The organism is Psychrobacillus sp. FSL K6-1464, assembly GCF_038003145.1.
GTDB classification, from domain to species: Bacteria; Bacillota; Bacilli; order Bacillales_A; family Planococcaceae; genus Psychrobacillus; species Psychrobacillus psychrotolerans.
The window spans coordinates 377,720-398,063 of record NZ_JBBOOP010000001.1 but is presented as its reverse complement, the minus strand read 5'-3'; the positions used below and the strand labels follow the sequence as shown (position 1 = coordinate 398,063).

Annotated in this window: 17 protein-coding genes; 14 read left to right on the top strand and 3 right to left on the bottom strand. The window is 37.0% G+C overall.

What is annotated here, in order from left to right; all coding sequences use genetic code 11:
• Window positions 1-15: 15 nt before the first annotated feature.
• A complete protein-coding gene (locus MKX39_RS02000; protein WP_340768074.1) occupies window positions 16-3,834 on the bottom strand; it encodes a DEAD/DEAH box helicase in 3,819 nt (1,272 codons plus the stop codon).
• 262 nt (window positions 3,835-4,096) lie between these two features.
• Here MKX39_RS02000 and MKX39_RS01995 point away from each other — a divergent pair, with 262 nt between their 5' ends.
• Window positions 4,097-4,480 (top strand): DUF485 domain-containing protein, encoded by a 384-nt coding sequence (locus tag MKX39_RS01995; protein WP_093536163.1) that lies wholly within the window; start codon window positions 4,097-4,099, stop codon window positions 4,478-4,480.
• Complete coding sequence (locus MKX39_RS01990; RefSeq protein WP_340761313.1) at window positions 4,477-6,000, top strand: solute symporter family protein; 1,524 nt, start codon at window positions 4,477-4,479, stop codon at window positions 5,998-6,000. Before MKX39_RS01995 ends, MKX39_RS01990 begins: the two co-directional genes overlap by 4 nt.
• Before the next feature lie 53 nt (window positions 6,001-6,053).
• On the opposite strand, the gene MKX39_RS01985 is transcribed toward MKX39_RS01990, so the two are convergent.
• Complete coding sequence (locus MKX39_RS01985; protein WP_340768073.1) at window positions 6,054-6,596, bottom strand: YhcN/YlaJ family sporulation lipoprotein; 543 nt, start codon at window positions 6,594-6,596, stop codon at window positions 6,054-6,056.
• Window positions 6,597-6,734: 138 nt separating this feature from the next.
• On the opposite strand from MKX39_RS01985, the gene MKX39_RS01980 reads away from it, so the two are divergent.
• The 12 genes from MKX39_RS01980 (at window position 6,735) to MKX39_RS01925 (ending at window position 18,901) form a co-directional block, all read left to right on the top strand.
• Window positions 6,735-7,904 (top strand): M20 family metallopeptidase, encoded by a 1,170-nt coding sequence (locus MKX39_RS01980; RefSeq protein WP_340768072.1) that lies wholly within the window; start codon window positions 6,735-6,737, stop codon window positions 7,902-7,904.
• A 136-nt stretch (window positions 7,905-8,040) separates the two neighbouring features.
• Window positions 8,041-8,982, top strand: coding sequence for a DMT family transporter (locus tag MKX39_RS01975; RefSeq protein WP_322788066.1), 942 nt, complete (start codon window positions 8,041-8,043; stop codon window positions 8,980-8,982).
• A 19-nt stretch (window positions 8,983-9,001) separates the two neighbouring features.
• The gene (locus tag MKX39_RS01970) at window positions 9,002-9,631 is read left to right on the top strand and encodes an alpha/beta hydrolase (protein ID WP_340761310.1); all 630 of its coding nucleotides are present in this window, start codon (window positions 9,002-9,004) and stop codon (window positions 9,629-9,631) included.
• A gap of 234 nt (window positions 9,632-9,865) precedes the next feature.
• On the top strand, window positions 9,866-10,489 hold the full coding sequence (locus MKX39_RS01965) for a TerD family protein (RefSeq protein ID WP_093536173.1): 624 nt from the start codon (window positions 9,866-9,868) through the stop codon (window positions 10,487-10,489).
• A 13-nt stretch (window positions 10,490-10,502) separates the two neighbouring features.
• Entirely contained in the window at window positions 10,503-11,078 is a 576-nt protein-coding gene (locus MKX39_RS01960; protein WP_340768070.1) for a TerD family protein, read from the top strand.
• A gap of 125 nt (window positions 11,079-11,203) precedes the next feature.
• A complete protein-coding gene (locus MKX39_RS01955) occupies window positions 11,204-12,334 on the top strand; it encodes an HpcH/HpaI aldolase/citrate lyase family protein (RefSeq protein ID WP_340768069.1) in 1,131 nt (376 codons plus the stop codon).
• Window positions 12,291-13,643, top strand: coding sequence for a phosphoribosyltransferase domain-containing protein (locus MKX39_RS01950; RefSeq protein ID WP_340768067.1), 1,353 nt, complete (start codon window positions 12,291-12,293; stop codon window positions 13,641-13,643). Before MKX39_RS01955 ends, MKX39_RS01950 begins: the two co-directional genes overlap by 44 nt.
• Window positions 13,643-14,758, top strand: a complete 1,116-nt coding sequence (locus MKX39_RS01945) for a cysteine protease StiP family protein (protein WP_340768066.1) — start codon at window positions 13,643-13,645, stop codon at window positions 14,756-14,758. The genes MKX39_RS01950 and MKX39_RS01945 overlap by 1 nt, the downstream gene beginning before the upstream one ends.
• Window positions 14,755-15,561 (top strand): HAD family hydrolase, encoded by an 807-nt coding sequence (locus tag MKX39_RS01940; RefSeq protein ID WP_340768065.1) that lies wholly within the window; start codon window positions 14,755-14,757, stop codon window positions 15,559-15,561. The genes MKX39_RS01945 and MKX39_RS01940 overlap by 4 nt, the downstream gene beginning before the upstream one ends.
• Before the next feature lie 25 nt (window positions 15,562-15,586).
• A complete protein-coding gene (locus MKX39_RS01935; RefSeq protein ID WP_340768064.1) occupies window positions 15,587-17,200 on the top strand; it encodes a YceG family protein in 1,614 nt (537 codons plus the stop codon).
• A gap of 17 nt (window positions 17,201-17,217) precedes the next feature.
• Entirely contained in the window at window positions 17,218-18,294 is a 1,077-nt protein-coding gene (locus MKX39_RS01930) for a toxic anion resistance protein (protein ID WP_093536185.1), read from the top strand.
• 28 nt (window positions 18,295-18,322) lie between these two features.
• On the top strand, window positions 18,323-18,901 hold the full coding sequence (locus MKX39_RS01925) for a TerD family protein (protein WP_093536187.1): 579 nt from the start codon (window positions 18,323-18,325) through the stop codon (window positions 18,899-18,901).
• A 192-nt stretch (window positions 18,902-19,093) separates the two neighbouring features.
• Here MKX39_RS01925 and MKX39_RS01920 read toward each other — a convergent pair whose 3' ends face one another.
• Window positions 19,094-20,344 (bottom strand): cytochrome P450, encoded by a 1,251-nt coding sequence (locus tag MKX39_RS01920; RefSeq protein ID WP_340768062.1) that lies wholly within the window; start codon window positions 20,342-20,344, stop codon window positions 19,094-19,096.

Sequence of the window (20,344 nt, the reverse complement as noted above, 5' to 3'; positions counted from 1 at the left end):
CCTATAACCTAAACATTATTTCTTTCTGGCACCTTGAAAGTTAGTCCATCCGTTCTTATCTTTTACAATTTGAAGCAAGCGACCATACATTTCTCTAGAAGTTTTTTGTTTTGCTCGTTTAGTGAACATATCGGAGCTTCCTACTAAAACAAGCAACTCTCTTGCTCTTGATAATGCCACATTTAAGCGACGGTAGTCATTAGCAAATCCAATGTCTCCACTCTTTTCTTGATTGTTCCTTACCATACTTAGTAAGATGACATCCATCTCCATCCCTTGAAACTTATCTACAGTTCCAGTTCGGAAGGTCAAATGAGTTAAGTTAACCTGCTGTTGAATAAGTCGATCAATTCGCTTGACCTGCTCCCCGTAAAAACTAATGACCCCAATACTTTTACGTTCATCAGGATTCATTCTTCCTTCTTTTTTAGCAATTGCCGTAGCCTCATTTAAATCTATTAGTACGTCACGAATAGTATCTAACTCCGCTTGGTTAAAACGACTTTTCCCATCCTTCATACGCTCTTCAAAATACGGTTTTTGGTTAGGCATATCTATCCATAACAGATGGTCTTTTCTATTCACGTAGCGCGATTCAAGTAGGTGGTCTCGGGCAGAATCTGAATCAACCAACCCACATTGGAGTCGATAATTCTCTTCCTCATAAAACGGAGTGATTGTCTGCATTATACTTTCATGCATTCTATACTGGATTGCTAGCATCGTTTTACTCGTCTTAGGTAAATTTTTGAATAACCGTTCAAATAATGATTCCTTTAAAAGTTTTTTTAACTCATCCTTTTCCTCTAGATTTTCACTTTCTTCTAGTATAGCCTGTAGTGTTTCATCTAGAGTATCCTCTCCAACAAGAGGTGGTAGCTGATGATGATCACCAACTAGAATAACTTTCTTGCCTTTTAACATTGGTAAAAGCAATTCAGGTGGAGTTGCTTTAGAAACTTCATCTATTATAACTACATCAAAAACAGGGTAGTTTTCCATAAATTCTTTACGCGCAGATGCAACACATGTTGTTCCAATAACATTGGCATGACGAACATATAACTTACGAATTTCATCTAAATCGTGGTCATTTGCATCCTTTAATAGTGAGTACCAGTCTTTTTGCACTGTTTGCGTAATTGGAAGGCGATCCTTCTCTAGTTGAAGCTTTACTATTTCTTCTTTAGTTTCTTTTATCGTTTCCCCTACTTTGTCGAATGCATGTTCAGGGTTTTGAAGTATAATTTCATCTAAAGCTTTTAGTTTGCGCTCTTGCTCTAAACCATCTGCATTCACTTGTTTAATTTTTTGATCGTTGTCTTGGAGAATAGCTTGTTTTCCCTCTAGTTCCTTGGTTAGCTGTTGAAAATGATTCTTTTTCATTTCCAGTTGTTCCATATAACTTATAACCGTTTCTTTCGTTTTCTTCAATTTGGCAAGAGAGACTTCGATTTCCGATTTCCTGCCTCTTAAATCCGAGTGTATCAAGAGTAGATTGGTTGTATCGATCTCCGTCTTTAGCTCATTCACTGTCTTTTGAAGAAACTCTAGTTGTTTCTTTTCATTTATCGTCTTATTAGCTATATCAGTTTGAAGATGTTGAAGTGATATAAACTCTCTATTGCTATCACTGAGCACTTGTGACTTAATCGTTTGAAACTTAGTAATGGAACTATTTTTTACTAACTGAATCATTGATTTCTGCTTTATCACAAATTTTTCTCTTACATATAATCCTTCCAGTAATATAGCTAACTTTTCGGTTGTTAGTTCATCATCACCCGTCATAATGTGCTTCATCCGATTCATAAACTGATGAATTTCTTTTACCGTATATTCAGTATCAAACAAAATACCGCTTCTTCCCATGTTGTTTTTTACATTTTCAACAGGGAATTTATACTTGAGAAGTAACTTTTCTACATAATCTATAGCAGCGTGTAAGCGAGAGTTTAAATCTTGCCAATCATTGAATGCTTTAATTTTGTCTATTAGCTCATCTAATTCAGCCATCTGTTGCTGTAGTTGCGATGATAGTTCTATTCCATACTCTTTCATTGTACTTTTCAGCTGATCTATCTTCTTGATAGAATCTATATCAGTCTTTAACCTTTCAAGATGATTTAACTTTGTCAGTACGGTTTGATACTTCTCTCTATATGTTTCTACATTTGCTTCTGTTTGTTGCAGGGACGCTATCGTGTCCTTATATACAAGGTAATTTTGAATTCCCTTTATCTCTACCATAAGAGAGTCTATTTCGGTGACAAGTTCTTGCTTAGTCGGATTAGACACAAGGAATTGCTCCATAGTATTTACTTCATGCGCTAAAGCTTCCGACTTTACTCGTACTTCGTATAGTCTTGATTCTAGCTCTTCATGATCTTTTTTTAATAAAACCAATGCTTTTTTTAACTTTTTAATCTCTTCTATTCCTAACTCATACTCCACTTTTGCTTCTGCTTTTTGTTCAATAGCTTTTTTCAATAAAATTTGTTCTTTACTAAGTTCCTCAATTTGAAGCTTACATCCAGCTATTTGTTTAAGGAGCTGACCTTCTCTTAAAGAGTGTTCATCCAACTCTTTTTGTAAGGCAGATAAAGTTTGTTCTTTCCAATACTGCCCCACGTTTTCTTCGATAAACCTTTTGCCCTCTTCTTCAATACTTTCTGTCCTACCGAATCGCAGAATACGAATTTCTTTGTTTGAAAGTAATCTACTAAGTGCATTGTCTACTGCTAAATTAGATTGAGACGCTACAAGAGTACGTAACCCGGCCTTTGCATTTTGTTGACATATTTCAGAGATGACCGTTGTTTTTCCAGTGCCAGGCGGACCTTGAATTACATATAAATCTTCCGCTGACATCGCACCAATTACCGCTTCTTGTTGGAATTCGTTTAGCTGGTTATGGAATTCTAATTCTTTACGCTTTGCATTCACACGAATGGTTGGCCGATCTTCGAATAAAATTTTCTCGAGATTTGGATTGGCAGCTAACCCATTTTGTAAATCTTCAAATCCCTTCCGTAGACGTCTAATTTGACTGAGGGAGGCGAAATTACTAAAAACTACCTCTTTCGATTTGGGATTCCATTGATTTTTCCTTGCAAGTTCTCTATATTTTGGCTTGATTTCTATTTCAATTGTTTGTTTTGCTCGATCTGATTTCAATATATCGCCTACGTCATTTTGGAAACCTTTTAACGTTACACTAAGACCTCTTAAGTTTTTCCATTCGTTCGCATTCATCGTACAGCCTTGCAAGCTCATACGACTAAAATCTGCATTGAAGATAAGTTTAGAGTATGGACTAGTTATATCCGCAATATCTGCATTACGCTCTTGAATCTTCAAATAACCTTCCCAACTAGAAATTCGTTTTTTTACATACTCTGAACGCTCTTCTGCTACAGGGAGTTCTTGAATTTTTGTATGCAATGCTAGCGGCATGCCTGCACCATTATTTTTAGCAGTAACAAATGTTAAATTGACCGGGAGACGGCGATTAGTACGAACAGGAACCTTCGGACCTCTCACATAAAGACCTGTTGCAAGTAAACCGTCTTTTTGCAGGATACACTCCATCACTACTACACGGTTATCCATTTTTTCAGCTAGCTTATTGTTTGCTACATTATCAAAATATATGGACAGTGATGTATTTCCATGATTATTTACTGGGCGCTTTTCAATATGTACTTCAAAAGAACTCTGTATGTTAAAAAAGGCATGTTCATCAGTTGACCATTCCTGAATTCCTTTGCGCGCTTTATTAGTAATCATTAAATTACAGCGCAATGTCTTAACTAAGGTTGCTGATTGGCTCATGAACAAACCTCCTTCTTTATCGTAAGTAAATACGTAATTTATTCAACTTATCTATGTTATCATTTTTAGCTGAGAAATTGCATAATCCGACTTATCTATCTTTCGCTAATACTATTTTTAAATAATATCAATAGGAGTTATGACATAAATATGAATATTTTGTGAATTAATAATTGCTTACTCTATTAATCTTTATTATGATAGATTTACAGTTTTTAGATAGAAAATTCTAAAAATTGAATATAATTTAGGAGGAACGTGCATGGCGATTAAGACCGAAACTGCTTTAAATAAGACGAAACCTCTAGATAAAAAGAAAACAACACCCCAAAAAGGGGGTCCGCCTAATTATTCTGCGATTGCAGAAAGTACAGAGTTCAAATCCCTGAAAAGAAAGAAAAACAAATTTATTTTACCAATAACAATATTTTTCTTACTGAGTTATATTTTGCTTCCCATTTTGACTTCTTATACGACTATTTTAAATAATAATGCATTTGGTGACATCGCTTGGGTTTGGATTTATGCTCTTTCACTCTTTGTAATGACATGGGTATTATGCATGGTTTATGTCCGCCGTGCCAATGATTTTGATAAAGAAGCAGAGATTATTTTTGAAAAAGAAAAGGCTGGTGACTATAAATGAATGTAATAGGATTGGCATTTTTTGTAGCAATAGTTGGACTAACTTTATTTGTTACATATATAGCCTCCAAGCGTACAAACTCAGCCAGTGAATTTTATACAGCTGGTGGCGGATTAACTGGCTGGCAAAATGGAATTGCGATTGCTGGAGATTACTTATCCGCTGCTTCTTTCTTAGGTATCGCAGGCGCAATCGCACTTTTCGGTTTTGATGGTTTCTTTTACAGCATTGGTTATTTAGTAGCTTACTTGGTTGTGTTATATATTGTAGCTGAGCCACTACGAAATCTCGGGAAATATACTCTTGCAGATATGATTACTGCTAGGTTCGATCAAAAGAAAATTCGTGCAGCGGCTGCTATAAGTACATTAACTATTGTTTTGTTTTATATGATTGCACAGCTTGTAGGTGCAGGTGCACTTATTCAATTATTATTAGGAATCGATTATTGGGTTGCTGTTCTTTTAGTCGGTGTCATGATGACTATTTATGTACTATGGGGTGGAATGGCTGCAACTAGCTGGGTACAAATCATAAAAGCTGCCTTGTTGATGGTCGGCACTGTGCTTATTTCCGTCCTAGTATTGTGGAAATTCAACTTTAATATTCTAGGCATGTTTACAGAAATGAAATCCATAACCGCTAATGGTGAAGCATATTTACATCCTGGTGTGAAATATACAAACGGACTAGATACGATATCTATGATGATTGCATTAGTGCTAGGAACTGCTGGTTTACCACATATTCTAATGCGTTTCTTTACTGTAAAAGATGCAAAAACGGCTCGTAGCTCCGTTGTTTACGCTACTTGGATTGTAGGGATCTTCTATGTATTAACTATTTTCTTAGGATTTGGTGCTGCTGCATTTGTAGGTTCTGATGCAATCATAGCAGCTAATCCGGCTGGAAATATGGCTGCTCCTTTATTAGCACAGGCTTTAGGTGGAGATATTCTAATGTCGTTTGTCTCAGCAGTTGCATTTGCTACAATCTTAGCCGTTGTAGCTGGCTTGGTGCTTTCAGGAGCATCCGCTTTTGCACATGATTTATATGGACAAATTTTCAAAAAAGGTAAAGCAACAGAAAAACAACAAATGAACGCTGCGCGTCTTGCTTCTGTTGGGGTTTCTGCTTTCTCTATACTGCTAGCACTCGGTGCACAGTCTATGAACGTGGCATTCCTAGTTTCTCTTGCATTTTGTATTGCAGCAAGTGCAAACCTCCCAGTAATCATTTATACAATTTACTGGAAAAACTTTAATACCACTGGTGCTTTGACCGCTATAATCACTGGTCTCCTTTCCGCTCTTATACTTGTGGCAATAAGCCCTAACTTATGGGCTGCGGACGGTTCAATGGCCTTTACTGGGGAAGCTCTTTTCCCACTCACCAATCCAGCTTTAGTTTCAGTTCCTCTTGGATTCTTAGGTGGTTGGATCGGCACACTTTTTGGTGCTCGAGCAGATCAACGAAAATATGCAGAAGTAGATGTAAAAGCAAATATTGGTTTAAAATAACTTGTTTCCGTAAAAAAACCGATTCCTTTGGGAATCGGTTTTTTCCTTTATAATTACTCTGCTCGGTCCGGGAATACTCTATCCACTGTATCTGTGAATTCATTAAAGAACCCTTCTACCGGCTCATCTGCTCTTATTCTGTCTCCATAATCTTTAAACTGTTGCGATAAATCTGGATTGGCTGATACATACACATTTTTGAAGTCAGCATTTTCTTTCTTAGCAGCATCTGAAATTTTAGTTTTTATTTCTTCTGTCTCTTCCGTACCTTCTTTTAGTTCTACTGCCACGTATGCATTATTGTCTGTTACTAATACACTTGCCGATTCTACTTCTTCTAACTCTGTAATTTTATCTGCTACTTGATCGGCTACTTCTACATCTTGTGCATTAGTATCGTTTGTTGTACCGCCATTTGTAGCATTGCCATCTGTAGTACCTGCATCTGTTCCATTCATGCCTTCATCTACCATATCGGTGTTTTCTGTTGTTTTATCTGTCCCGTTGTCTTTCGCTTCATCATCATTATTATTACCACATGCAGTCAGTAATCCGATGAGAAGCATCATAAATACTAGTTTGAGTAATGTATTCACTTTTTCTTTCCTCCTTTTGATTTGCTATAAAAATAGCTTGGTCTATTTAATGGGAAATATGCGTAAGTTCATAAAAATGACTTCAATCTCTGATATACTTTGTTTATTGAAAAATCAGATAAGGGGAGAATATTAAAAATGAGTATGGATATTATTAAACAGCTTGAGGCATCATTCGATGAAATGGTCAGTATTCGGCGCTATTTACATATGCATCCGGAAGTTTCGTTTCAAGAAGTCGAAACAGCAAAATATATACAAAAATTCTATACAGAATTAGAAATACCTTTCCAAGCAAATGTGGGCGGCAATGGGGTTGTTGCAAGAGTAAAAGGAACTTTACCAGGCAAAACTGTTGCATTGCGAGCAGACTTCGATGCTCTTCCCATCCAAGACGAAAAAAATGTCCCTTATAAATCAACCGTTCCAGGAGTCATGCATGCTTGTGGTCACGACGGACATACCGCTGCATTACTAATACTTGCTCGGACGATAAATGAATTTAAAGATCAACTAGCAGGTGAATATGTATTTATCCATCAGCATGCGGAAGAATATGCTCCTGGTGGCGCTAAACCAATGATCGAGGCTGGTTGTTTGGAAGGTGTAGATGTTATATTTGGCACCCATTTATGGTCTCAAACGCCCCTCGGTACCATTGAATATAAAAGTGGCCCCATTATGGCAGCAGCAGATCGTTTTTCAATCACTATCCAAGGAAAAGGCGGCCATGGTGCAAATCCACACGACACAAAGGATTCTATCGTAGTTGCCTCACAGTTAGTTGTAAACTTACAGCAATTAGTTTCTAGACGAGTAAATCCTACTGAATCCGCAGTGCTTTCTGTAGGATCTTTCATCGCTGATAACGCATTCAATATTATTGCAGATACGGTGAAAATGACCGGTACCGTCCGCACATTTAAACCTGACGTTAGAGATTTAATGGAAAATGAATTAAAACGCGTCTTAGAAGGCAATTGCTATACAGCGGATTGCTCTTATTCTTTCCTATATGAAAGAGGCTATCCTCCTGTAATTAATCATATAGAAGAAACAGACTATGTTGCAGAAATCGCTAGAACTGTTCCAGGAGTAAGCGAAGTGATTGAATCTGAGTTATTGATGATCGGTGAGGACTTTGGTTATTACCTAGAAGAAATTCCAGGTACTTTCTTCTTTACGGGGGCCATGCCGGAAGGAGATGTTTTCCCACATCATAGCCCCAAGTTCGATTTTGATGAACGTGCAATGTTAGTAGCTGCTAAAACGTTAGGAATTGCTGCGATTAACTACCATATGAAGTGAAACAAGACCTGAGAATCGGCTAGATTCTCAGGTCTTGTTTTCGCTTGTTGATAGCACCTATTGTACGAATGATAAAATTATTGTAGGATTAGTTGTTTGCAGAATTAAAGATTTTTTAAACCGTTTAGGAAGTTTGGTGAAATATTTGAATACAAAAGCGTTAATACTGGCATTATTTTCAGTAACTATTTGGGGTTCTTCGTTTGCTTCCATTAGTGCTAGCTTGCAGGGAGGATATACTGCAGGGCATTTAATATTAGTTCGATTTTTGATTGCTTCTATTATATTCTTTATTATTGCCTTGTGGCCTGGAGTCCAATTTCGATTACCTCACAAGGAAGATCTATTTAAAATAGTCATTCTCGGCTTGATCGGGATTAGTGTATACCATCTATGTGTTACATTTGGGCAACTATCGATATCTGCAGGAACCGCAGGTATGCTAATTGGTTCCGCCCCTATCTTCACAACTATTATTGCGATCATCGTATTAAAAGAACGACTCGGCAGAATTGGTTGGTTTGGATTAGCATTTGGATTTGTCGGCATTCTAATGATTGCTTTAGGGACAGGTGGAGGATCTTTAGGTATCTCACCAGGAGTATTTCTCGTTATTATGGCAGCCTTTTCTACCGCAATATTTTTTGTTTATCAGAAACCTTTATATAAAAAGTATACTGCCATTGAATTGACTGCCTACTTTACTTGGGTAGGTACGATACCTTTTTTATTCTTTGCACCTGGACTTCTCGAGGGAATACAACACGCAACGTTAGAGGCTAATATCTCTGCAGTCTATATAGGGATATTCCCAACTGCAATTGCTTATTTAACATGGGCCATGGCGCTGTCTTATAGTGAGGCAAGCTCCGTTTCAAATTCATTGTATTTGGAGCCAGTCGTTGCAATTATTGTGACGTGGATTTGGTTGCAGGAGCTACCTTCTGCCCTATCTATTGGTGGAGGATTCGTTGCTATTGCAAGTGTCATTCTTGTAAATATGTACGGCAAAAAACATCAGTTAAAGCTCTCACCACAAGCTTCGCCCCCTACCTATGATAAGATAGACATACTCTAATTGAAGGGAAGTATAATATATGAAATCTCCTTTTACATTTAACCATACGGCACCTAACAATGCTGATCAAAAACAACCAGCCTTATTTTTACTACACGGTATGGGGAGTAATGAAGAAGATTTACCTCAGCTAGTAAAGGATTTTGAAAATACGCATCATATTTTTAGCTTACGGGGTCCTATCGTACATAAACCTGGCTATTCGTTCTTCCTGATTGAAGAAATAGGAAAGCCTATAAGAGATGTATTTGATAAAGTTGTCACGCATCTTCAAGCTTTCATTCGAGAAGCAATAGTTGAGTACAACTTAGATCCTAAGGACATTACAATACTAGGCTTTAGTCAAGGTGCTATCCTTGCTCAAACAGTAGCACTAACAATGGGACCTGAAATCAGTAAAGTGGTCGCATTAAGTGGATATATACCTGATTTTGTAAAAACAGAATATAGTAAGCAAAGTACTACTCACTTATCCATCTTTATATCTCATGGGGACTATGATTACGTAATTCCATCACAATGGGGACAAGGTAGTAAGGAGTATTTCGAAACTACGGGAGCCAATGTGACTTTTAAAACGTATACTGATGGGCACGGAGTAACACCAGAGAATCATCAAGACTTACTAGAGTTTTTGAATAAGAACTAATAATAATAGAGGAGAAGCGATATGTTGCCAGAAACATTTTGCTTCTCCTCTACTTTTATTACGAATGCATCATTCCATTTATATTAACTAGATGTATATCATTCAACTTAATAGCTAAAGGTGAAAAATTCTGATAAAATTACACTATCCTCTGCTAATAAAAGCTTTGGTTTTTGAAACTTATTACAGCATTTCGTCGTATATATTATATGACTAGAAAATGGAGGTAAAGAAATGGGTATTAATTTAGTTAAAGGTCAAAAAATTGACTTAACAAAAGGCAGATCTTCCTTATCTGGTGTTATGGTCGGATTAGGTTGGGATCCAGTTGTAAAAGAAAAGAAAAAAAGCGGATTTTTAGGTGGACTATTGGGTGGTGGCGGCAGTGCTGCTGGCGCTGAAATAGATTGCGATGCCTCCGTAATACTTCTAGATGAAAAAGGCAAATTATTATCTAAAGAAAACTTAGTCTATTTTGGAAACAAAACTAGTAAAGATGGCAGTGTTGTCCATTCTGGCGATAACCGTACAGGTGATGGCGATGGTGACGATGAAGTAATAAATGTAAACTTAAGTGCTATTTCACCTTCTGTACATAAGTTGGTGTTTGTAGTTAATATTTATCAAGCAAAACAAAGAAAACAAGATTTTGGGCTTATCCAAAATGCCTTCATCCGCTTAGTAGATAGCGGGAGTAAAGAAGAGTTAATACATTATAACTTGACGGAAAGCTACGCTGGGAAAACTTCCTTGTTCCCTGGTGAACTATATCGTCATGGATCAGAATGGAAGTTCTCTGCAATTGGCGAAGGTACAGCAGATTTAGATATCGGTTCTATAGCAAACAAATACTTATAAGGAGTGGTTATTAATGGGTATTAACTTATCAAAAGGACAAAAGGTAGATTTAACAAAATCGAACCCAGGCTTAGTAAATGTAACAGTTGGATTAGGTTGGGACACTAATAAATACGATGGCGGGAAAGACTTTGACTTAGACTCATCCGTATTCCTTTTAGGCAGTAATGGAAAATGTGCTACTGAAGCAGACTTCATCTTCTATAATAATGCGACTGGTGGTAATGGTTCTGTCGTTCATACAGGAGATAACCGTACAGGTGATGGAGATGGCGATGACGAGCAAGTGAACATAAACTTATCCACTGTACCATCTTCTGTTGATAAAGTTGCTTTTAGTATCACTATTCACGATGCAGAAGACAGAGGTCAAAACTTTGGTCAAGTAAGTAATTCATATGTACGTATTTTAAATGCAGATACACAAGAAGAGATAATTCGCTATGATCTTGGGGAAGATTTCTCCATTGAAACTGCAGTTGTTGTCGGTGAGTTATATCGCCATAATAACGAATGGAAATTCAACGCAATCGGAAGTGGATACCAAGGCGGTCTTGGAGCATTAGTTTCAGATTTCGGCTTGAATTAATAACTTCTCTCAAAAAGCAAGGGCATGCTACCTTGCTTTTTGTTTTAGGTTTTAGTATCTGAAGAATGCCGAGGTATTTGGGTATACCTAATAACTCCCCTTCTTCATTCTTAGGAGTGGAAAATATGAGACAATTCAGAGGGGTTAGTGAGAAAGAGATACGTCAATTCTTTCATATACCACCTAGCGACTTCTCCAGCAATATGGAGAGAAAAAAATTAGGGATGGCTATGGGAGCAGCTTTATACTTACCAGGTTCAATGCCCAATTTCACCTATAAACTATCGAATAATAATTTAAAGAACTTAACTAGCGCGATCATTTGTTTAGAAGATGCTGTTTCCGATTCAGAGCTTTTAGACGCAGAACTAAATGTTGTAAATGAATTAAAGTCAATGGAACAGAAAGTACAAACTGGCTCACTAGATACACATGAGATTCCTCTCTTATTTATCCGAGTAAGAACCGTTCAACATTTAGACAAAATAGCTTCTTTATTAGGGAGTACCATTCGCTTTATTACAGGAATTGTCCTTCCAAAGTGTACTTCTTCTAATGCAACAAACTTTTTTTTATGTCTACAAAATTTAAACAGTCTGCACTCTATTCATTTATATGCACTACCTATTTTAGAAACAAAAGAAATTATTTACACGGAGACTAGAGAACAAGAACTTTCCAACCTATATACAGTTTTCAAGCAATTCGAGGAACTTATACTCACTATACGGGTTGGTGCGACGGATTTTACTAGCCTATTCAGTCTACGACGACCAGGAAACAGAACAATATATGAGTTGCTACTCATCACAAACTGTTTGACCGATATACTTAATAAATTCAATCGCAAAGAGGATAATTTTGTTGTTTCTGGTCCAGTTTATGAGTACTTTGAATCTCAGGATTCTTTTCGTCTATTCAATGATCCAAATAGTATAGAGTCTATTCTCTGGGCTGAGGTTCAGCAAGACCTTTTAAATGGTTTTTACGGTAAAACCTGTATTCATCCTTCTCAGGTTAATATTGTAAATAGTGGATATATAGTACCTAAAGAGTTATTTGAAGATGCGTGTTTAATCGTAGAAAATGAATCCAGAACAAACGGAGTTTTGCGAAGTTCTGCTAGAAACAAAATGAATGAGGTAAAACCTCACTATAGCTGGGCTAAGAAGATTATTGCCCAAGCAGAAATCTATGGGGTGTTAAAAGAACATGTTACATCACTCGACTTCCTTCAATACATTAAAAACTTATAATTTACACGGAGATTTGAAACTAGAAATCGACATTAAAAATAATCCATATAATTTCTCTCCGGAATCTCTTTTCCAAATGGCTGTGAGAATAAACAAAAAACGACAATTTTTATTCGTAAGTCGACTCCTCGGAAAACACTTAGCAGTGGATCCAGCCATTTCACTTGGAACAGGCACTATTTTGGCTTCTATGCTTATGGAGGATGAAGGTTTAGACGGTCATCCATTAGTAAATGAAATTATTCAGATGATTAATTCAGAAATTCCAAATCGACAACTGAGCTTGGACACTCTCGCATATAAAACTGAATTACCAAACAAGACCGTATTCATTGGATTTGCTGAAACGGCAACTGGCCTTGGCCATGCAGTATTTCATCACTTTGAAAATGCTCATTACATCCATACTACTAGAGAAGAAATCCTACATATGGAACCTTCCTTTTACTTTGAAGAAGAACATTCCCATGCAACATCTCACAGTGTTTATGCACCTGAACAAACATTAAAGGAAGCAGAAACTATTGTGTTAATAGATGATGAAATAACGACTGGTCTTACACTGTCCAATCTAATCGTTGCATTAAATGTCTCTTTTCCTGGTAAACGGTATAAAATCCTCTCTATTTTGGACTGGAGAACCGAAGCGCATCAACAAGATTTTATCCACCTCATGAACACACATAATATTTCTGCAGATGTTATTACTATTATGGGTGGTCAATTTAAACTGCTCAATGAAGCAACGATTGAAGAAAAAGAAATTCCCTTTTTAGATGATAAGCAATCACATACTGTGTTTGCTGATGAAGAATTAGCTTTAGAAATTACTTCTAAATATCAGAGTGAACATGGGAGCTACTGCAACTTCACGGGAAGATTTGGTTTAGCAAGTGATCTTCATGTAGAAATGGATGGTTGGATAGAAAGATTTATCAATAAGCTCCCGAATCTAGACAGGGATAAATCTACTTTAGTTATAGGTATTGGCGAAAACATCTATTTCCCACTTAGATTTGCACTCACCTTTGGTAATAACACTAAAGTTCAAACTACGACACGAAGTCCAATCTTAGCAAAAACCGATGAATTATACCCTATCCAGCATAAGTGCAAATTTAGTTTGCCGGATTCCAATGGTATTGATCAATATCTATATAATCTGTCCGAAACAAATTGGGAACAAATTATTGTTATTTCTGAATCAGTTCAGGACCCTGCTACTTGGTTCCCTCTTCTCTCCCATTTAGAGACGTTAGCACCTGTTTCATGGTTGTCTCTCACTATGCCAGTTAGAGGTGAAATATAATGGTTTTTAATACAGATGGATTGGTTAAATCGAGCTACCCTTCAGAAGATATAACTTTTTTACTGAAGGATTTATCAAATGTTCAAATTGAGTCTTCCGTAGAATCTAGAGAACAATTATTCGAAAGAGGTAGTCACTACTCCGAATCTTTACCTATTGAAAATCGACCGACATCTGAATATACAGAGCTATACCAACAGGCTTTGTATGATTCGGCAGATCATATCGCACAATTAGTCGGGGTTTTAAGTAGACGGGTTAGAAAATTTGCAGGTACAGATGACGTAGTAATCGTTTCCCTTGCAAGAGCAGGAAGTCCAATCGGGATTTTAATGAAACGATATGCGGAAAAGTATTTGAAACTTAAGTGGCCCCACTTTAGTATATCTATACTAAGAGGAAGAGGAATCGATGAGCAGGCTGTTCGCACTATTAGAGAGCTTCACCCAAAAAGTCATATACAATTCGTCGATGGTTGGACAGGGAAAGGCGCTATTCAAAATGAGCTAACAAAGTCCATTCAAAAGTTAAATGCAACCTATAACCTTAATTTAAATGATGACCTGGCGGTTTTAACAGACCCCGGCGAATGTGCTACCTTATTCGGTACTAGAGAAGACTTTCTAATCCCAAACGCTTGTTTGAACTCAACAGTCTCTGGATTAGTTAGTCGAACTGTACTAAATAATGCTTTTCAAGCAGCAGACGATTATCACGGAGCAAAGTATTACGCTAACTTGGAAGAAGTGGATGTATCCAATGAATTCATCGCTAATATCTCCAGTCGATTCCAAGAGCAAGAACCTACTATCAAAGAACTTAGCAAAGAGTTTCCCATTAAAAACGAACGAACTTGGAGAGGCATGCAAGAAGTAGAAGCGATTGCTCACAAGTTCTATAGAAATGCTGATATTAGTAAAGTAAAGCCAAGTGTAGGAGAAACGACTAGAGTGTTATTAAGAAGGAAGCCTTTTAAAATATTACTTAGTGATGATAAACACCCATCTCTACGTCATATCCTTCTATTATGTAAGGAAAAAAATATTCCTACAGAAATTGTACCTGGGCTTTTTTACCTTGCCATCGGACTGATAGAATCGGAGGATCGGCTATGACAATCCTATTTGCTAGTGATTTAGATCGAACACTTATATATAGTAAAAATTCACGTGGTCAAGAAGTTAGCGAACAAGATTTTACAGCTATAGAATGGGTAGAAGAAAAAGCCACTGCATTTATGACCAATAAAGGGCTTCAGCTATTTAAGGATATTTCCCCCTCTATTACCTTTTTGCCCGTAACAACTAGAACAGCTGAACAATACAATCGAATTACTGGGTTATTTCATACAGTAGAAAAACCCAAATATGCAATTGTATCCAACGGAGCAGTCATATTAGAGGACGGTAAACCCCTTAAAGAATGGTCAGATAAAGTTATTGCTCAAATGCAGCATAATCGTACCTCCATAGAAGACGTACTACCCCAACTCGATACCTATACAAAAAACAAATTTGTTCTTAAAGTGATGCAAGCAGAATCATGGTTTGTGTACTTAATTATTGATGAACAAGCATTTTCAATCGAAGATTTTGAAAGTCTTTCGCAAATCTTCTATCAGCAAGGTTTCACTCTTTCCCACCAGGGGAGAAAAGTATATATCATGCCAAACTGCATAAACAAATCTACAGCTCTTCAATTTGTAAAAGAGCGAATTGCTGCAAAAACAGTCATTGCCGCCGGAGATTCCATGCTCGACTTCGATATGGTTTTAAATGCCGATTATGGCTTTATCCCCTCTCACGGCGAAGCAATTCATAAAGGCGGACATCTCCCCTCTCACGTTTCTATAACAAATCATGCAGGGGTATTAGCTGGAGAAGAAATATTAAAAAAGGTAAGCGATTATTTGTTATAATATGTATGAATAGGAGGGAAAGCCCATGGTTAATTTAAATCCCATTAGGATGAAGTCGTGGGATTCATCTAATATAGGAGGATGGTTGAAAGATTCTTTAGGAGACTCTTCGCAAGTAACAGTGGACGGAGAAAACTTAACGTATCCTCAACTAGTTTGCCAATATATTGGTATGTCCCTAGATGAAGATGAATATTTCTCGATTCTGCATACACAAGTCAATGATTCCTTAGGAAAGCTAAGAATTTTGACTGGTGCACTTAACAAAAAAATTTCTGCCGAGAAGTTAAGATCCCTCAATCAGTTATTTGACTTGCACAAAAAAGAAAAAGGACTCTCCCCCAATCGTATGGTTGCCTTTCTGGATGGTTATTCTTTACTACCAGATTCGAAAGATCCTGGTTTAAATAGACGAATTAAAACAGTTTTAATTGATTTATTGAAAAAGTTACAAAAAAGCTACACAGAAGGTACTCTCCATCATGAATATCGTCGGATAACTACAGATCTTGTGAAATGGATATCCAATCATGTAGAGCCTGCACTAAAAGAAATAGATTTCGTACAGGGGATGCCAGCTTTTCTTTGGTATGGTACTGCAACCCCTAGTGAAAAATGGTTTCTTACATATTTAGCTGACTTTGGATTCCATGTGGTTATTTTCAACCCAACTAACGAGCCTTGGCCAAAAACCTTACTCTCCATTGAGGATGACCTAAGTTATCGTTTTCCAAAGGTTTCTCAAGATGTTAAACTATTGCCAGAAGAGATGCCAAAAATTGCAGGGACTGTTGCATTTAAAGCAACTCAAGAGATTAACGAACTATTACATCATGATGATTCGGGTCTTTACAAGCCATTCCAGTTCAAATCGTATTCCATCAATTCTATCCGTTTGAAAACAACTGAAGATGAAGCTTTCTTAATATCTAAAGAAAGAGCAATGATTCGTCCCCATTTTCAGGTTAGTAACCAACAAGTTACAATTCCTGTAGTTTTCGCGAAACTATTAGGAATAGACAAAAATAGAAAACGTTTTTGGAATAATGTTCACTCGTTAACAGAACGAGATGATACGCATGTTATTCGTCAGTTCCCTTTCACGAAGGAACAAAAAACCAATCAGCTTTTCCATTACCGAGATGCATTAAAAGCAGATGGTATGTTAGATCCTGAGAAAATGAAAGCTGCCAATTGGTGGACATACGACAAACTTCCACTTGGCACGCAAACCGCCATTGGAGAGACTATCGCCAAACATGTGAACGAACCAATACTTAATCGACAGTCCAATGAAACAACGGAAGACTTGCAATTATATGCTTTTGCTCAATCCATGGTACTACCTGATTTTGTTATCCGCCTATTACAAACATTCGATTATCCTCAATTTGTGCCTACTATATTCATCTACAATGAGGAGAAAGGTCCTGAACTTTCCAGATCTGACGCCAACGCCTTATGTATGATGCATCATTTAGGGCTAGATATTATTATCGTAAATCCGAAAGGACATCTTGATATCGAAAAATGGGTTCAGGAAGGTACCTTTGATATACACTGGATGGACGACCGAAGTTTTAACGATCCTTTTAAGGAGCCAAGTGTAGTTCATAAAATTTTCAAGAAGTTTCTATAGAAATAGGGGGAAAAAATATGGAATTACAAAAGTTAGAAATTGAACAACAAGAACAAATGATGGAAGAAAGTAATGATTTAAAAGCCAAGTTGAAACGTGACCCACAAGTATTACAGCTTGTTGCAAAAATAGACCCTAAAAATCAGATTGGACTATTAGAATTCGGTCGTGAGCCGGCAGATGAAATCTCCAAATTTACAGGACAAATTTTAAGCACGATTAAGTCTAGTAGTATGGAAGAATCTAGTGAACTTTTAAAACAACTCGGCAAAATTATGGATAAGTTCGACAAAAAAGATTTTGTTCAAAAGCCCTCTCTTTTCGGTAAAATCTTTAAACAAGGCGAGAAAATAATTGAAAAGCTATTCAACAAGTATCAAACAATGGGCGGCGAAATCGATAAGGTATTTGTGGAGATAACGAAGTATGAGACAGAAATGAAAAAATCTACTGTAACACTAGAGGACTTGTACGACAAAAATTTCAACTATTTTATGGAATTGGAAAAATATATTGTAGCTGGAGAATTAAAAGTAAACCAATTAAGACAGCTCGTACCTAACCTACAGCAAAAAGCTGAAAATGGTGATCAGCTAGTATTAATGGAACTGAATTCTTTGCAAAATGCAATTGAACTTCTAGATCAACGTATTTATGATTTGGAAATGGCTAAACAGGTCTCCTATCAATCAGCACCACAGATTAGAATGCTTCAGCGAGGCAATACGAAGTTGATCGGCAAGATAAATTCAGCATTCGTAACAACTATTCCAATTTTTAAAACAGGACTTATTAATGCCATTTCTGCGAAAAGACAAAATCTAGTGGCCCAATCTATGAGTGAGCTAGATCGTAGAACAAATGAAATGTTACTTCGTAATGCTAATGATATATCCAAGCAAAGTGTGGATATCGCTAGAATGTCCGGGCAGCCTAGTATTAAAATCGAAACAATTGAGCAAACATGGGATACTATTATGCGTGGGATGAACGAAACTAAAGCAATCGAAGAAGAAAATCGTAAAATGAGAGAAGAAGGTCGTCTTCGCCTAGAAGAATTACAAAAGAAGTATGAAAACGGACAAAGAAAATAACTTTAAAATTGGATGAGGGGGAAACAAAATGTCAGTTATTAACCTTTCAAAGGGACAAAAAATTGATTTAACGAAAACGAATCCAGGATTAACGAATGTCTTAGTTGGACTAGGCTGGGATACGAATAGATATAGTGGTGGAGAGGATTTCGACTTAGATGCTTCCGCGTTTATCGTAGACGGAAATGGTAAAGCCTTTAACGAAAAAAGCTTTATCTTTTATAATAACCTCCAAAGTGAAGAAGGTTCAGTTATCCACACTGGGGATAACCGTACTGGGGACGGGGACGGGGACGATGAGCAACTACTAGTTAAACTACCACTTGTTCCTAGTATTGTGCAAAAAGTCGTTTTTACTGTAACTATTCATGATGCAGACCAACGCAAACAAAATTTCGGCCAAGTTTCAAACGCTTTTATACGAATTGTCAATGAAGATACGAACGAAGAAATTGTTCGCTATGACCTAGGTGAAGACTTTTCAATTGAAACAGCACTTGTTGTAGGAGAAATATATCGCCACAATAATGAGTGGAAATTCAATGCAATTGGAAGCGGATTCCAAGGCGGATTAGCATCACTAATTAATGAATTTGGTTTGAGCTAATATTTTCAGTAATCTTCCATTGGTTCCCGAGTGTATATTTAACACTCGGGATTTTTTTATAACATAGTATCTTTTTACCTGTTCCTAAGAGGATTACTATGGAAATAAGTATGTCCAGAGCATTCTCGAAAATATAAAATTAGGTTTAAGAACGAGTGTTTGTTAGCCCGTTTTTTATAGAGCGCGATTACTTCATTTTACTCGAACACTTTTCATGATAATCCCGCTTTTCGGGATACTAGGCATACTAACTAGGCTATAACTCAAATCTTGATCTGGAAGTTGGTAAGTTAGGTGATTAACTAAATAATTTAGGGATACTTCCATTATTTCAATAGTCACAAATTCCCCAGCACAACGGTGCCCCATCATATAATCTCCCCCACCTTGCGGTATAAAATCGAATGGGCTTTTATCCCATCCAGAAAACCGATAGGGATTAAATAAATCTGGATTTTCCCACAGTTCTGCATCATGATTTGTTCCATACAAGTCAAGTAACGTCAATGTTCCTTCCTTAAATGAATACCCTTCCCAAACAAAGTCTTTTCTAACTTTAGCTGCAGCCATCGGAAAGAACGGATAAAAACGTCTTACTTCTTGAACAAACATTTGAAAATACTGAGCACCTGCTGTTTCCAGTTTTTCTTTTTGTTCTGGGTAATGGTGAATTGCTAATGCAGTAAAGTTAATATAAATGGCAATTGCCACAATTGGCCTTAATATGTTTGCTACCTCAACAGCAGCAACTTTTTCATCTAACCATTTACCTTCTAAGTCTTTGTGCAAAGAGATTTCACGTAGAGCAGTACCTTCGGGCGGAGTAAGACTTCCATCGCGAACTTGTTTAACTAACCCACCTAACCACTGTTCTATCTGTTTACGGGCATGTCTTCCCTTCCAATGCTGAGGGCCAAGAGCGGTTGGAGATTCAAATAAGGCAGCTAGCTGCTCCGCTTTTTCTTTAAATTCCTCTTCTTTAATCGAGACTCCTCCCCATTCACATGCTACTCTACACATGATTTCTTTTGCCTCATCATATAAGATGATCTGTTCCATTTGCTCCCATTTCTTTGCAGCAAGTTGCCATTGCACTTCAGTAATCTCATGTAATACTTCAAGGCGGCCCTTTGTCATCAATGACATAAACATCGACTTACGATGTCGATGTGTTTCATCATCTAATGTTTGTACCCCTTCTTCGCCAAACAGTGTCTTTTGCAAACGTTTCGGTGCTACACCATTTCTCATAAATTTTTCTTCATCATAAAATAATTCTGCTGCTTTTTCTCCACTCATACAAATTGCACTTTGTCCCAATAATCGTGTTTCAAATATGTTGGAAGCGAAACTTTTCTTTCTATTTGGAATGTACATATATCCTTCTCTTAACAAACTCAGACTGTGGTCCATTCCTTCTTCACGTGGAAAACTATTATTCAT